General features: G+C 52.5%; 12 protein-coding genes and 1 pseudogene. 5 read left to right on the forward strand and 8 right to left on the reverse strand.

Annotated features, from left to right (window positions below):
• The first annotated feature begins 53 nt into the window (after nt 1–53).
• On the forward strand, nt 54–1136 hold the full coding sequence (locus tag KNV97_RS17975; RefSeq protein WP_218562502.1) for a glycosyltransferase family 4 protein: 1083 nt from the start codon (nt 54–56) through the stop codon (nt 1134–1136).
• Nucleotides 1137–1227: 91 nt separating this feature from the next.
• Nucleotides 1228–1725 (forward strand): pantetheine-phosphate adenylyltransferase, encoded by a 498-nt coding sequence (coaD, locus tag KNV97_RS17980; RefSeq protein WP_136487206.1) that lies wholly within the window; start codon nt 1228–1230, stop codon nt 1723–1725.
• A 71-nt stretch (nt 1726–1796) separates the two neighbouring features.
• Here coaD and KNV97_RS17985 read toward each other — a convergent pair whose 3' ends face one another.
• From KNV97_RS17985 to KNV97_RS18020, 8 genes are all read right to left on the reverse strand, one after another.
• Nucleotides 1797–3800 carry an LTA synthase family protein gene (locus KNV97_RS17985; protein WP_218562503.1) on the reverse strand — a complete coding sequence of 668 codons (2004 nt, stop codon included), beginning with the start codon at nt 3798–3800 and terminating at the stop codon, nt 1797–1799.
• A gap of 236 nt (nt 3801–4036) precedes the next feature.
• Nucleotides 4037–5041: an NAD-dependent epimerase gene (locus tag KNV97_RS17990; RefSeq protein ID WP_136487208.1), complete on the reverse strand. Its 1005-nt coding sequence runs from the start codon at nt 5039–5041 to the stop codon at nt 4037–4039.
• Between the two features lie 48 nt (nt 5042–5089).
• Nucleotides 5090–5917 carry a bifunctional DNA-formamidopyrimidine glycosylase/DNA-(apurinic or apyrimidinic site) lyase gene (mutM, locus tag KNV97_RS17995; RefSeq protein WP_218562504.1) on the reverse strand — a complete coding sequence of 276 codons (828 nt, stop codon included), beginning with the start codon at nt 5915–5917 and terminating at the stop codon, nt 5090–5092.
• A gap of 280 nt (nt 5918–6197) precedes the next feature.
• Nucleotides 6198–6671: a hypothetical protein gene (locus KNV97_RS18000; RefSeq protein ID WP_218562505.1), complete on the reverse strand. Its 474-nt coding sequence runs from the start codon at nt 6669–6671 to the stop codon at nt 6198–6200.
• 259 nt (nt 6672–6930) lie between these two features.
• A complete protein-coding gene (gene rpmG / locus KNV97_RS18005; protein ID WP_005371942.1) occupies nt 6931–7098 on the reverse strand; it encodes a 50S ribosomal protein L33 in 168 nt (55 codons plus the stop codon).
• Between the two features lie 13 nt (nt 7099–7111).
• Nucleotides 7112–7348: a 50S ribosomal protein L28 gene (gene rpmB / locus KNV97_RS18010; protein WP_004728407.1), complete on the reverse strand. Its 237-nt coding sequence runs from the start codon at nt 7346–7348 to the stop codon at nt 7112–7114.
• Between the two features lie 422 nt (nt 7349–7770).
• Nucleotides 7771–8445 carry a RadC family protein gene (gene radC, locus KNV97_RS18015; RefSeq protein WP_218562506.1) on the reverse strand — a complete coding sequence of 225 codons (675 nt, stop codon included), beginning with the start codon at nt 8443–8445 and terminating at the stop codon, nt 7771–7773.
• 176 nt (nt 8446–8621) lie between these two features.
• Nucleotides 8622–10298 carry a methyl-accepting chemotaxis protein gene (locus KNV97_RS18020; protein WP_218562507.1) on the reverse strand — a complete coding sequence of 559 codons (1677 nt, stop codon included), beginning with the start codon at nt 10296–10298 and terminating at the stop codon, nt 8622–8624.
• Between the two features lie 279 nt (nt 10299–10577).
• Here KNV97_RS18020 and coaBC point away from each other — a divergent pair, with 279 nt between their 5' ends.
• From coaBC to lpxL, 3 genes and pseudogenes are all read left to right on the forward strand, one after another.
• On the forward strand, nt 10578–11798 hold the full coding sequence (gene coaBC, locus KNV97_RS18025; protein WP_218562508.1) for a bifunctional phosphopantothenoylcysteine decarboxylase/phosphopantothenate--cysteine ligase CoaBC: 1221 nt from the start codon (nt 10578–10580) through the stop codon (nt 11796–11798).
• Nucleotides 11799–12040: 242 nt separating this feature from the next.
• Nucleotides 12041–12631, forward strand: a complete 591-nt coding sequence (gene slmA / locus KNV97_RS18030) for a nucleoid occlusion factor SlmA (RefSeq protein WP_136487214.1) — start codon at nt 12041–12043, stop codon at nt 12629–12631.
• Between the two features lie 49 nt (nt 12632–12680).
• Nucleotides 12681–13632: pseudogene (lpxL, locus tag KNV97_RS18035) on the forward strand (LpxL/LpxP family Kdo(2)-lipid IV(A) lauroyl/palmitoleoyl acyltransferase).
• Nucleotides 13633–13781: the final 149 nt, after the last annotated feature.

Consider the following 13781-nt stretch of genomic DNA (forward strand, 5'->3'; position numbering starts at 1 on the left):
ATGGTATTTTTCACATCGTCATGCCAAAGGCATGACCGAGGTAAACAGACACCATGAAGATCTTAATATTCAGCTCATACAAGGACGCCTGGAACAGCGTGCGTCCGGAAGCGGAAATGTTTATTGAAATGGCCAAGATGGGCCATGACGTGACCATCATGACTCAGGGTCATGCCGAATATGTCGCGCGCTTTCGTGACAACGGCGTTAAGATCATCGATTGCTATCCGACCAAGAAAATCTGCCGCAAAAGCATCAGAACTCTGCGTCAGGCGCTGCGCGAAAACCAGTACGACGTGGTGTATGCGATGAACTCGAAAACCATCCCCAATGCGGCATTTGCCTGTATCGGGTTTAAAAACACCAAACTGGTCACTTATCGCGGCACCGTGGGTGGCTTATACCGTCACGATCCGAGTGCTTACCTGACCCACCTCCATCCGCGGGTTAACGGTATCAGCTGTGTAGCGCAGGCGGTAACCGACGATGTGCGTAAACACGTATGGAAGAACGCCGATAAGGTGACCACGATTTACAAAGGCCACGATATCGCCTGGTATCAGGCCCAGCCAGCCGAACTGACCAGCCTCGGTCTGCCGAAAGATGCGTTCAGCGTGATCTGTATTGCCAACGCCCGTCCGAGTAAAGGCGTGCATGTGCTGCTGGAAAGCGCCAAGCAACTGGCCAAACTGCCCAATCTGCATCTGCTGCTGGCCGGACGTGACATGGATACCGAGCAGAATCTGGCTTTAGCGGAGCAGAGCGGGATGCAAGAGCGCATCCATTTCCTTGGTTATCGTAAAGATGTGCCGGAACTGCTGGCCGCAAGTAAGGTGCAGGTTCAGCCTTCGATCAGCGGTGAAGGCCTGCCGAAAACCATTATCGAAGCCATGGCAATGGGCATTCCGTCGGTAGTGACCACCACCGGCGGCGGTAAAGAATTACTGCTGGACGGTGAAACCGGCTTTGTAGTACCGGTCAAAGACGCTCAGGCCATCGCCGATAAAATCGAGTGGCTGTATGCTTCAGAGCCGAACCGTGCCGAGATGGGACGCAAAGCGCAGCAGCGCATGATAGATGACTTCTCGTGCCAAGAAAGCGCTAAACAGCATCTGGAGTTTTTCGCTTCGTTATAAATCGCCGCAGGCGGAAGCCGCTAACATTTATTGGTTTCCGCCACGGTTTTTGTTTAGCATGAAAGTAAGCGCACAACCTGAGTAAAACAACGTGACTTCAAAAAGTATCTCCCGTGTGATTTATCCGGGCACCTTTGATCCGATTACCAACGGCCACCTTGACCTGATTGAACGTGCTGCCAGCATGTTTGATGAAGTAATCATCGCCGTAGCCGCCAGCCCGAGCAAAAATACCCTGTTCACGCTTGAAGAACGGGTTGAGTTTGCCAAAGCCGTGACCAGCCATCTGGATAATGTCACCGCGAAGGGCTTTTCTGGCCTGATGGTGGATTTCGCCAAAGCTGAAGGCGCAACCGTACTGGTGCGCGGCCTGCGTACCACAGTCGATTTCGAATATGAATTCGGTCTGACCAATATGTACCGCCGCCTGATGCCGGGGCTGGAAAGCGTGTTCCTCACGCCTTCCGAGCAGTACGCCTTTATCTCTTCTTCTCTGGTACGCGAAGTCGCCATTCACGGCGGCAATGTGGATGAGTTCGTACCTAAACTGGTCGCCGATGCACTGCATGATAAGAAAGTGGTTAAATGATATGGAGTTCCTAGGATCCTAGGAACTAGGGCCCTAGACTCCTAGGTACTAGACCCTATAAACCTAAAATACTACTGCACCATAGGGACCACCTGCGAACGCAGGTAGTAATCCTGCAGCAGATGGTATTCTTTCGCCCACTCGGCATCGAACGGAACGTCGCTGACCGGCATGGCCTGATTGCGCAGCGGCGATGACGCCTGCCACGGATAGTACAAACCATTGCCCTGGGTGCTGAAGGCTCCGTACTGATTAATACTGCGCGTGGCATTATAGCCAAAGCGGCTGACATCCTGCTCAGCCAGCATGTTCTCGCCGCCGAGTGAAATGTAATCCTGATCCGACAAGCTGAAATGATACAGGGTCGGGAACAGGTCACGGTGTGAACCGACCCGCTGCGCATCGAACTCATAGCGGGTGTTGGCCAGAATCGGCTGTGGCACATTGAGATAAAACGGCACCGCATAGGTCATGGCAAACTCTTCCGGCTCATCGGTACTGCTGTAACGCATACGGTGATCGCCGGTCACCGCAATCACAGTGTTGTCTTTCAGTTTATCGGACTGTTTGATGCGACCGATAAACTGGCCCAGTGCATCGGAGGCATACTGGAAGGTTTGCAGTAACACACTGGCCTGCTCACCCTGATAACCAATCAGATGGGCCAAACGCTCACTCATCCTAGTCGGCGCAGGCTGATAGTACTCCGGCACTTTATACGGCGAGTGATTGGTCACCGTCATAATAAACATCATGATCGGCTTTTCGGCCTGCTCCAGCACCCGATTGGCAAACTTGAACAAGTAACCATCCGGCACACCCCATGGCCCGGCATACTGCTCGGATTCAGGAAACGCTTCCATAATGTCATTTTCGTCATACACTCGGTCAAAGCCCTGCACTGGCAGGTAGTTAGCCAGGTTGCGCCACATACCGTTCCCCCCGTACAGAAACACCACCTCATAACCGGCCCGTTTATACGGCAACGCCGCCGAGCTTGGCAACGCAATATTCTGCACTGCCGAGTGGCTTATGGTCGCGACTGGGCTGTGAAACAGTGTCATGACGATACTGTCGATGGTAGCAGACGTGCCTGCCATAAAACGCTCAAACCAAAAGCCCTGGTCACGGTACTGACGGAAACTGCCGAGCAGATCATTGGTCTTAGCGTCATCTTCGACCAGTATATTCATGCCCATGCTCTCCATCATTGCTACCACCACATGCGGCGGATGCTGTTGCAGGTAATCATTGGCAGGCGTGCGATATTGCGGGGTCGGCTGACCAAGAATTTTGTTCATCTGCGCCGTCAGTTCAGCCTGGCTGACCGGAGCAAAGTTATGCTGCTCTTTGTAATCGGTCATCGCCCAGTCGAGCGCCATAAATACGTTCGGCGTGATCATATTCAGTGGTTTGTAAGGCGAGACTGCCGCGTGATAACGCTTAAGCGGATGACTGCTGAGCGAGCCACGTGCCACCGCGAAGGTCACCAGCACCACACACAACACCGCCAGCGATGTCACGCTCCAGTGCCAGCTGTGTTTGCACTTGAGCCGGCCAAATGCGCTGCGCATAAACCAGCGCGCCGTGACATAAGCCAGCACAGAAAAACTCAGTGCCAGCAGCAAAGCGCGCAGGATCGGATAGTCCTGCCAGATGTTAACCAGCACTGCTTTGGAGTCATCCTCCCACAAGCCAAACATGAACAGATCGATGTGGGTGCCGTAAGTCAGGTAGTAATAATAGTTACCGATGCAGCCCAGCACATACAGCAGTGCGATCAGCGCATGATAAAGCGGAGCGACATGACACCAGCGGGCATAACCACGCCGGGAAGCCGCCAGGACAAGGCCGGCCAGCAACAGCGGGGCATAAGCAATAGCGGTGACTTTGGCATCAAAGCGTGCGCCGACCCGGAATGCACGCCAGATATCCTCTGTCACGCCGGGCTGAATCAGTACGTCCTGAATATGATGAAAGAAAACACCACGCGCAATCAGCAAGATGCTGAATGAAAATACAAAAAACTGCAGCAGCACGAGACAGAGCTGACGCAAATGTGACTGATAATTCATGAGATAGACAACTACAACAGATAACGAGCGGCGACCTCTGAGGGACTTACCTGACTCATTATGAAAACAACAGACTTTAATTGACGTTGCAAATGTAAAAAGGTTCAGACATTAATAAAAGTTAATGATCTGACCGCTGATTTTATAAATATGAAGGAATGATTGCAGCGCGCGGGAGGATAACGATAAGCAGGCAGAGCACCAAGCTCTGCCTGTCAGGAGTGTGGCAGACGTCGCTATACCGAATAGAATTCTTTGTACCAGTTCACAAAATTAGCCACCCCCTGCTCAACCCCCATCTGCGGCTTGTACTGGGTTGCGGCAAACAGGTCTTCGGTATCGGCGTAAGTGGCGTACACATCACCCGGCTGCATCGGCAGCATATTTTTCTTGGCTTCAATGCCCAGTGCACTTTCCAGCGCCTTAATGTAGTCCATCAGCTTAACCGGACTGCCGTGGCCAATGTTGTACACCCGGTAAGGAGCAGAGCTGGTCGCGGGTGTGCCCTCTTCCACCGTCCAGTCAGTGTTGGCTTGTGGTACCACATCTTTAATACGCACAATGCCTTCCACAATGTCGTCGATGTAGGTGAAATCACGCTGCATATCGCCGTTGTTGTAGACGTCAATCGCATCGCCATTGATGATGGCTTTGGTAAACTTGAACAGCGCCATATCCGGGCGGCCCCACGGACCATACACGGTAAAAAAGCGCAGGCCGGTAGTCGGCACGCCGTACAGGTGCGAGTAAGTATGCGCCATCAGCTCATTCGATTTCTTGGTCGCGGCGTACAAAGAGACCGGGTGATCGACGCTGTCTGAGGTGTTAAACGGGGTTTTACGGTTCAGACCGTAAACCGAGCTCGAAGAGGCATACACCAGATGCTGAATCTTATGGTGGCGACAGCCTTCCAGAATCGTCAGATGACCAACCAGGTTGCTGTCGGCATACGCCATCGGATTATCGATTGAGTAACGCACGCCAGCCTGAGCCGCGAGGTGAATCACTTTATCGAACTGCTCAGCTTCAAACAGGCCAGCAATGCCTTCACGATCCGCTATGTCCATTTCAATAAAGGTGAACTGGTCGTGCGCCGCGCGCTCAAGACGGGCATCTTTCAACGCCACATCGTAGTAGTCATTCAGGTTATCGATACCGATAACTTCGTGCCCTTCCGCACACAAACGCTCTACCACAGCAGAGCCAATAAAACCGGCCGCACCGGTAACCAAGTATTTCATGTTCCTTCTCTTCAACTCGTTACATATAAAAGGGTTATATCACAAAAACTAATGTTTTTCTTGCTCAAACAGTTGGCATGACGGGCAGAAAAACGAGTTGCGCTGACCGATTTTAAGCTCTTCAATTAAGGTTTCACAACGCGGGCACTGGCCGCCTTTTTTACCATACACCTGCAGCTCCTGGGCAAAATAACCCGGTTTACCGTCCGCCTGGGCAAAATCTTTCAGCGTGGTGCCGCCCTGCTTGATCGCCGTCGCCAGCACCGTTTTAATATCCGCGACCAAAGAGGTCCACTCCGCTTCACTGATTGAATGCGCCGGGCGCAGCGGATGAATCCGTGAGCTGAACAATGATTCGTTGGCGTAGATGTTACCCACCCCGACCACGATTTTGTTGTCCATGATGAAGGTCTTGATCGCCACCCGTTTATTACGCGCTTTATCCAGCATGTATTGCGGATTGAATTCATCGGTCAGCGGCTCAGGTCCCATATGATCGAGCACGCTGTGGCTCTCACCCGGTTCACACCACAACCAGGCACCAAAACGGCGCGGATCGTTATAACGCAGCACTTTGCCGTTTGTCAGCGCCAGATCCACGTGATCGTGTTTGCCCGGCGCAAAGTCTCCATCCAGTACCCGCAGCGAACCCGACATCCCCAGATGCACAATCGCCGTGCCTGCCGTGGTTTCCAGCAGCAGATACTTGGCCCGACGCGTAATCGCGGTAATCACCTGCCCTTCCATCCGCTTCAGCTCCTGCGGGATATCCCAGCGCAGTTTCGGGGTACGAAAGGTCAGCGTACGCACGGTCTGCCCCACCAGATGCGGTGAGATCCCCATACGGCTGACTTCAACTTCAGGTAATTCAGGCATGCTTTCTCCTCGGGAGATCCTTGGTTCAAGGGTCTTTGCGGTTAGTAGGACTTAGTTTAACGGAACTCAGGCCACGCTGGCGAGGAGTAAAAGGATTTAAGATCCTAGGGCCTAGCCCCTAGGAAAAGAAGATTCTGTGCTCGGGGAAATCTAGTGATACAAATCCGTCATCTAAAATCAAAGCTAATTCACCGCCTTGATTATCGCTAAAATCTCGCAGCGATCTCCCCCCTAGGGCCTAGGACCCAGGAACTAGGAACTAGGAACTAGCATTTAGGAACTAAGGAAACAAATACCCCGCTTCCGCCGAGACCGCTATCCACTCGTTCTGCCAGTTTTTAAACAGCCAGAACTGCGGCGCCTGATAGTAGGTGATCCTTTGCGGCTCTTCCTGGCCCTGATACCAGACTTCTATGCTGTGTGGGTTACCCAGTTTAGGCTGCAACGACTGATAGGTTTGTTCATCGACCAGGGTGCCGGTCAGTTGCTGCCAGCGCTCAATCAGCGCCTGAGGTTCAATATTGATTGGCGGGCTGGCCTGCCACTCTCCATGACTCTTCTGCAGCGATAAGCGGGTAAAATGCATCGCCTGCAACTCAGCCTGCGGATTGAGTAATGCCGGATACGGGCTGACGAGCGGCTCGATTAAATAGCTTTTAATGATCGACGGCAGGTTGATGATGCCGATAAACAGAATCACCGCCAGAATCAGAAAATTATTCCAGCGGCGACGTCGCCGGGGCGAGACGCGCATGACCGCAGTCCTTAGTTGATTGAATCTTAAGCCAGATTAGCAGAGTGCGCAGCGGGATCCTAGCGTGCCGAAGACAGGTGGGTCAGGTAATGAAACGACAAGACGAGAAGGATGTGCAGAGCGGGAGCGAAGATAACCGGGTTACCTGCCAAAGGGGAACTTGGTGAGCCTAGTGAGAAACATTCGAACGGGATAGCAGAAAACAAAAAACCCAACCAAAAGGCTGGGTTTTTCTACTAACACCAAAGCAAGCGATCAATTACTTGATTTTCGCTTCTTTGTATAGAACGTGCTGGCGTACTACTGGATCAAATTTCTTGATCTCGAATTTGCCTGGCATGTTGCGTTTGTTCTTGTCAGTTGTGTAGAAGTGACCAGTACCTGCTGAAGATACCAGACGGATTTTCTCACGAATGCCTTTAGCCATTGTTTAATTCCTCTTAAACGTTTTCGCCACGTGCACGGATATCAACAAGAACAGCATCGATGCCTTTCTTATCAATGATACGCATGCCTTTAGCAGTTAGACGTAGTTTAACAAAACGTTTTTCGCTCTCTACCCAGAAACGATGAGTTTGTAGGTTCGGCAGAAAACGACGCTTAGTAGCATTTCGTGCGTGTGAACGGTTGTTACCCGTTACTGGACGCTTACCAGTTACTTGGCATACTCGGGACATGAATGTCTTCTCCAAATCGTTTCAGCTCGATATCAACCTTGGTGGCCGAACCTCTCTCTTTCACTTAAGAAGTTGAGGTTAAAAACCGTTATGGAAAATCCATACAAGGCTATCAAAGGTCGCGCATTATACTAACTTGACACGCGTTGCTCAAGACCCGAACAGATCCTTTTTACAGAATTACCTGATCTTTTTCTCTGTTGAGCTGATTGAGGTTAAAAAATGTGTGCGAATCATACCAGAAAACAGCAGAAAGCTAAGCATTTTTTGTACATTCCGCTCAAATGCCGATAAGGCCCGCTTTTATTGCTCGCTGCAAAATATCCACTTCATCGCTAGACCTTTGTATTACTTAGCTTGTTTGCACTTGACCACCAGGTTGCTTCACACCCGCATAGAGCAAAAAAAGAATACTTCAGCTGCTAAAGCCAGCCGCGTTCAGCAAAGGAAACCACCTCACCGTCGCCGACCACGAAGTGATCCAGCACCCGGATATCCACCAGCGCCAGTGCATCGGCCAGTCGGCGCGTGATCCTTCGGTCGGCCTGACTCGGCTCCGCGACACCGGACGGATGGTTATGGGCCAGAATCAGCGCAGCAGCGTTATGGTGCAGCGCCCGTTTCACTACCTCACGCGGATAAACGCTGGCGGCGTCAATGGTGCCTTCAAATAAAATTTCATCCTGAATGACCCGGTTCTGGTTATCAAGAAACAGAATATAGAAGGCTTCACGCTGGCGATCGCGCAATACGCTGGAAAGATACAATTTGGTGTGCTGCGGACTGGTCAGCGCTTCGCCGCGCCTTAACGCTTCCCCCAGATATCGCTGCGTCATCTCCAGTACCGCCTGCAACTGGACATATTTGACCTCGCCCAGCCCTTTATGACAGCAAAAGTGATCTTTGCGGGCAGAAAACAGCGCGCGCAGCGATCCAAACTCCCTGAGCAGAAAATCGGCCAGCTCGATCACATTCATACCCCGCGTGCCGGTACGCAGAAATATCGCCAGCAGTTCGGCGTCAGATAAGGATTGCGGCCCGCGGGCAAGCAGCTTTTCACGTGGCATCGACTCGCTGGGCAGAAACTTGAGACTCATATCGGCTCCTGTAAAAAAGCCTGCCGATCCTAATGCCCGGCAGGCTCTGTATCTACTCAAACCGATTTGACCTGTGCAATGCAAACGCAAAACAGGATCTTGGGTCACACTTCAATCTTTGCTGTAACTGCCCTGTTGCTCAAAGCGGCAAATCAACGTTGGCGCCGCAGCAGCGCTTACAGTTTGAAATGACCGACCAAACTGTTCATCTGCTGGCCCGACTGCGCCAGACGGCTGCTGATCGCTTCAGAGCGCTGCAGATTATGCGTCAGATCATTCACGATATGCTGAATCGCCACCAGGTTCTGGTTAATGTCTTCCGCCACCGCGCTCTGCTGCTCAGCGGCAGATGCAGTCTGGATGCCCATGTCATGAATCAGGCTGACCGCATCAGAAATGCCGGACAAGCTATCTTTAATCTGCACCGACTCCAGCGCCGTTTTCTCACCGCGCTCCTGACTCAGAGCCATACTGCGTACCGCTTTGCTAACACCCTGATGCAACTGCTGCAGCATGTCGCCGATTTCCTGGGTGCTGTTCTGGGTGCGGCTGGCCAGCGAGCGAACCTCGTCTGCCACCACAGCAAAGCCACGCCCCTGTTCACCCGCCCGCGCCGCTTCAATCGCTGCGTTGAGTGCCAGCAGATTGGTCTGCTCGGCAATTTCACCAATCACGTTCAGCACCTTGGTTATCTGCTCGGTTTGCTGGCTCAGCTCAGAAATGGCTTCTGAAGTGAGGTTGACTTCGTTGACCAGTTCGCCAATGCCTTCGATGGCCAGGTTCACTTCCTGCTGTGCATCGGAGATCTGGCGGTTGGCCGAATCAATCGCCTGCGCGGTGGAATGCGTGTTATTGGCCACTTCACGCGATGTGGCGCTCATTTCGGTTACCGCGGTCACCACTTTATCGGTTTCCAGACTGTGATCGCCCATCTGCTGGCTCGACTGACTGGTCTGCACATCGAGATCCGACGCTGCCGATTGCACTTCCTGCGCCGAACTGCGCAGATCGACAATTAACGGATGCAGTTTATCCATAAAGTCGTTAAAGGCCTTAGCTACTTCACCGATTTCATCACGGCTTTCTACTTTCAGCCGCGCAGTCAGGTCACCGCCACCGGCTGCCACCGCTTTTAATGAGTCCACGACATGCTGCAACGGCGCGACACCGCGCGAGACCAGCACGCTGACAATCACAATCGTCAGCACCAGCCCCGCCAGAGACAAACCGACCGCAGACCAGGTCTGTTCACTCAGCTGTGCTTCACGCTGCGCCTCGAACTGGGCGACCTGAGTGTCGATATCGTCAATATAAATACCCGTGCCCAGCACCCAGTCCCATTTTGGCAGGTACTCGGCATACCCCAGTTTCGGCGCCTGAGCATCAAGCGAAGGCTTGTGCCAGGAGAAATATAAGAAGCCGTCGCCACTTTTTGCGGCCTGGATCAATCCGGCGATCACCGGGACGCCATTTTTATCTTTCAGATCGTAGAGGTTCTTGCCTTCCAGCGCCGGATTGATCGCGTGCAGAGTATTAACGCCCTGCGAATCATAGGCAAAAAAGTAGCCGTCGCTTTCAAAGCGCATCGCTTTGAGGATCGCTTTCGCCTGCGCCTGGTTTTCACCGTTGCGATCTGCATCGTACAGATCCTGAATCGCCGTCACGCCCATCATCAGATACGCTTTAAGCTCAGCTTTGCGGCTTTCGACCAACTGGGCGCGGTATTGGGTCAGTTCCTGCTGTAACGAGTTCATCCCGCTCCAGTAATTGACGGCCGTCACGATGGCCGTGATCACGACCAACGGGATTACGGTCAGCAATAGCAGTTTAGTTCGGCTTCTAAGAGAGATCATGTTCTGGTCCTGTGGCTTTATAATTGTTGCTTTATTTTGTTGGTATACAAACAACCTGAGGCTATACCCTTGCTACTTGAAGCTGCAGCGGTGTTGGCTGCAACTTCAAGTTGTTTGGGTATATCTTGCCTCATTGGCAGAAAAGTTCTGTGAGGGTGACATAAGTTTCATACCTGCATGTTTAGCCTTTATCGGCCACCATCGGCGATACTTGACGCAGCTCCGACATCTTTCTGCAGTTGTGCTAACATAGCGCGCAGAATTTTTGAGGAATCCAGTATGCAAACGTTGGCAGGAAAAAAGATTCTGCTTGGTATCAGCGGCGGTATCGCTGCGTACAAATGTGCAGAACTCACCCGTCGCCTGATTGAGCGCGGGGCCGAGGTCCGGGTCGTTATGACGACGGCGGCGAAAGAATTTATTACCCCATTGACCATGCAGGCGGTGTCCGGTCATCCGGTGTCTGACAGTCTGCTCGATCCGGCAGCGGAAGCGTCGATGGGCCATATTGAACTGGCCAAATGGGCCGACCTGGTGTTGCTGGCACCGGCTAGCGCCGATTTGATTGCGCGTATGGCGGCTGGCATGGGGAACGATTTGCTGACTACGCTGGTGCTGGCAACGGATGCACAAGTTGTGGTGTCTCCGGCCATGAACCAGCAGATGTACCGCAACCTGGCCACGCAGGACAATATCGCGACGCTGACACAGCGCGGCATGCAGATCTGGGGGCCGGGCGCCGGTCAGCAGGCGTGTGGTGATGTGGGGCCAGGCCGTATGCTCGAGCCGATGGATTTAGTCCAGCGCTGTGAGGGTTACTTCGGCCCCAAGCCGCTGCGCGGTAAACGGGTGCTGCTCACCGCGGGCCCGACGCGCGAAGCGCTCGATCCGGTGCGTTACATCACCAATCACAGTTCAGGGAAAATGGGCTTTGCGATTGCCGACGCGGCAGCGAAACTGGGGGCAGAAGTGACCCTGGTCAGCGGACCGGTGCATTTAACTACCCCGGCCAATGTGTCGCGTATTAATGTTAGCAGCGCCGTGGATATGCATGCTGAGGTGATGAACCAGGCCAGCGCACACGATATCTTTATCGGCTGTGCGGCCGTGGCGGATTACCGCCCGCAGCAGGTCGCCGCCCAGAAAATGAAAAAGACCGATGACAGCGATACGCTGACCATCACCATGGTCAAAAACCCGGATATTGTCGCCAGTGTGGCCGCAATGGCGCAAAACCGACCATTTACTGTTGGCTTTGCCGCTGAAACTGAGGACGTAGAGCAATACGCCCGCGGTAAACTGGTGAAGAAAAACCTCGATATGATTTGCGCCAATGATGTTTCAGTCGCAGGTCAGGGGTTTAACAGTAACGATAACGCGCTGACGGTCTACTTTGCCGGGGATGCAACCCGTCCTGAAGGCAAACAGCTGCTACCACTGGCCTCCAAAGCCGAGCTGGCACATGCCCTGATGCTGTTGATCAACGACAAAATAAGCTAAACGCCGCTGAGTGCGCATCCCGCTGCGGGATGCGTGTCACGAGTTAACACTTTCCTCTTGTCTATTTGTGTTTACTCGCCGATATCACCACTCAGAGACAGCAACCGCCTGTGCGGTGCTGCCGTGCGCGCGACGACAGGCAGCCAAGTCAGTCGTCGCATAAAACTGTAGTGGTACTGAAAAGCTTGATTTGCAATAACTTTAATTTTAAAAAGCTTACGTTTTGAAAAGGAAAGACGGTTATGGCCGGCACTAAGAAAAGCAATCGACGTGAAGAAATACTGCAAGCCTTAGCAGAGATGCTCGAATCCCATGAAGGCGCCTCACGCATCACCACCGCCAAACTGGCCAAGCAGGTGGGTGTGTCTGAAGCCGCTTTGTATCGTCATTTCCCGAGCAAAGCACGTATGTTTGAAGGCCTGATTGAATTTATCGAAGAGTCCCTGATGTCACGCATCAACCGGATTCTGGATGAAGAAAAAGATACTCTGAACCGGATTCGGATGGTGATGCAACTGCTGCTGGCCTTCTCTGAACGTAACCCGGGCCTGACAAGAATTTTGTCCGGACATGCTCTAATGTTTGAAAATGAGCGCCTGCGTGAACGTATCAATCAGTTGTTTGAACGCATTGAAACCTCGCTGCGTCAGATCCTGCGCGAGCGTAAGATTCGGGAAGGCAAATCGTTCCCGGTCGATGAAAACATTCTGGCCGCGCAGTTACTCGGCCAGGTGGAAGGCAGTCTGAACCGCTTTGTACGCTCAGATTTCAAATACCAGCCAACCGCTAACTTTGAAGAGTACTGGTCACTGCTCAGTGCGCAGATTCAGTAATCTTGAATCATGACAATCTATTTTTACTCTTAATCAGACAGACCACATTATGAGTCAAAACAAATACGCCAAACCCGAATTTACTTTGTCACTGCTGCACCCGAAAAACTGGGGGGGTGTGGCTCGGCTTTGGTTTTCTCGCTCTGCTGGTGAACCTGCTGCCCTATTCACTGCTGCTCAAACTGGGCCGGAGTCTGGGCAAACTTGGAATGCGCTTTGGTAAAAAGCGCGTCCATGTCGCCAAACGTAACCTGGAACTGGCCTTTCCGGATAAAGCGGCCGATGAAATCGAACGCATGGTGGAAGAGAACTTCAAAAACACCGGCGCGGCGCTGATTGAAACCGGCATCGCCTGGTTCTGGCCGACCTGGCGCTTCAAACGCCGCCTGATTAATAAAGACACCAGCGCACTGGCCGAGCACTTGCGTCACAAACAAGGCGTGCTGATGTGCTGTGTGCATGCACTTAATCTGGAAATCACCGCCCGTGCGTGCGGCGCACTGGGCTTGTCCGGTTACGGAGTATTCCGCCCACATAACAACCCGGCGTATAACTTTATTCAGTACTGGGGCCGCACTCACAACGGCAATAAGCTGGTTGACCGCAAAGATGTCAAACAAATGATTCGCGTCATGCGCCAGGGTGAGCTGCTGTTCTACCTACCGGACCACGACTACGGCCGCAATAAATCCGCGTTTGTACCTTTCTTTGCGGTTGAAGATGCCTGTACCACCACTGGTACTTACCTGCTGGCCAAAGCCAGTAAGTGTGCGATTGTGATGGGTTCGGGATTTCGCAACGCGGAGGGTAAATATGAGATCTTCGCAGACCTGTCGGTAGAAGATCACTTCCCGTACGACGATGAAACCGCCTCTGCCGCTTACATGAATCAGTTTGTCGAGCAGTTGATCCTGCGCGCGCCAACCCAGTGGATGTGGCTGCACAAACGCTTTAAGACCATGCAGGATCCGAAGGTGGAAAAAGGCATTCGCTATAAGTGAGGTTGAGGCTGTAGGTTCTAGGTTCTAGGTTCTAGGAGAGAAGGTCTTAATAGCGGTGAATATCTTCACTGCGATGATGAAAAGTCTTAATCTCAGCTTGATACACTAAAAATAAAGCTCCGGCCTGAATCATCAGCGCCGGAGCTTTT

The sequence above is a fragment of the Vibrio ostreae genome (assembly GCF_019226825.1).
In the GTDB taxonomy this organism is placed as follows: Bacteria; Pseudomonadota; Gammaproteobacteria; order Enterobacterales; family Vibrionaceae; genus Vibrio; species Vibrio ostreae.

Excerpts from the sequence above, each read along its gene's own strand:
- KNV97_RS17975 (WP_218562502.1), top strand. The coding sequence starts at position 54 with ATGAAGATCTTAATATTCAGCTCATACAAGGACGCCTGGAACAGCGTG.
- KNV97_RS17985 (WP_218562503.1), bottom strand. The coding sequence starts at position 3,800 with ATGAATTATCAGTCACATTTGCGTCAGCTCTGTCTCGTGCTGCTGCAG.
- KNV97_RS17990 (WP_136487208.1), bottom strand. The coding sequence starts at position 5,041 with ATGAAATACTTGGTTACCGGTGCGGCCGGTTTTATTGGCTCTGCTGTG.
- mutM (WP_218562504.1), bottom strand. The coding sequence starts at position 5,917 with ATGCCTGAATTACCTGAAGTTGAAGTCAGCCGTATGGGGATCTCACCG.
- KNV97_RS18000 (WP_218562505.1), bottom strand. The coding sequence starts at position 6,671 with ATGCGCGTCTCGCCCCGGCGACGTCGCCGCTGGAATAATTTTCTGATT.
- rpmG (WP_005371942.1), bottom strand. The coding sequence starts at position 7,098 with ATGGCTAAAGGCATTCGTGAGAAAATCCGTCTGGTATCTTCAGCAGGT.
- rpmB (WP_004728407.1), bottom strand. The coding sequence starts at position 7,348 with ATGTCCCGAGTATGCCAAGTAACTGGTAAGCGTCCAGTAACGGGTAAC.
- radC (WP_218562506.1), bottom strand. The coding sequence starts at position 8,445 with ATGAGTCTCAAGTTTCTGCCCAGCGAGTCGATGCCACGTGAAAAGCTG.
- KNV97_RS18020 (WP_218562507.1), bottom strand. The coding sequence starts at position 10,298 with ATGATCTCTCTTAGAAGCCGAACTAAACTGCTATTGCTGACCGTAATC.
- coaBC (WP_218562508.1), top strand. The coding sequence starts at position 10,578 with ATGCAAACGTTGGCAGGAAAAAAGATTCTGCTTGGTATCAGCGGCGGT.
- slmA (WP_136487214.1), top strand. The coding sequence starts at position 12,041 with ATGGCCGGCACTAAGAAAAGCAATCGACGTGAAGAAATACTGCAAGCC.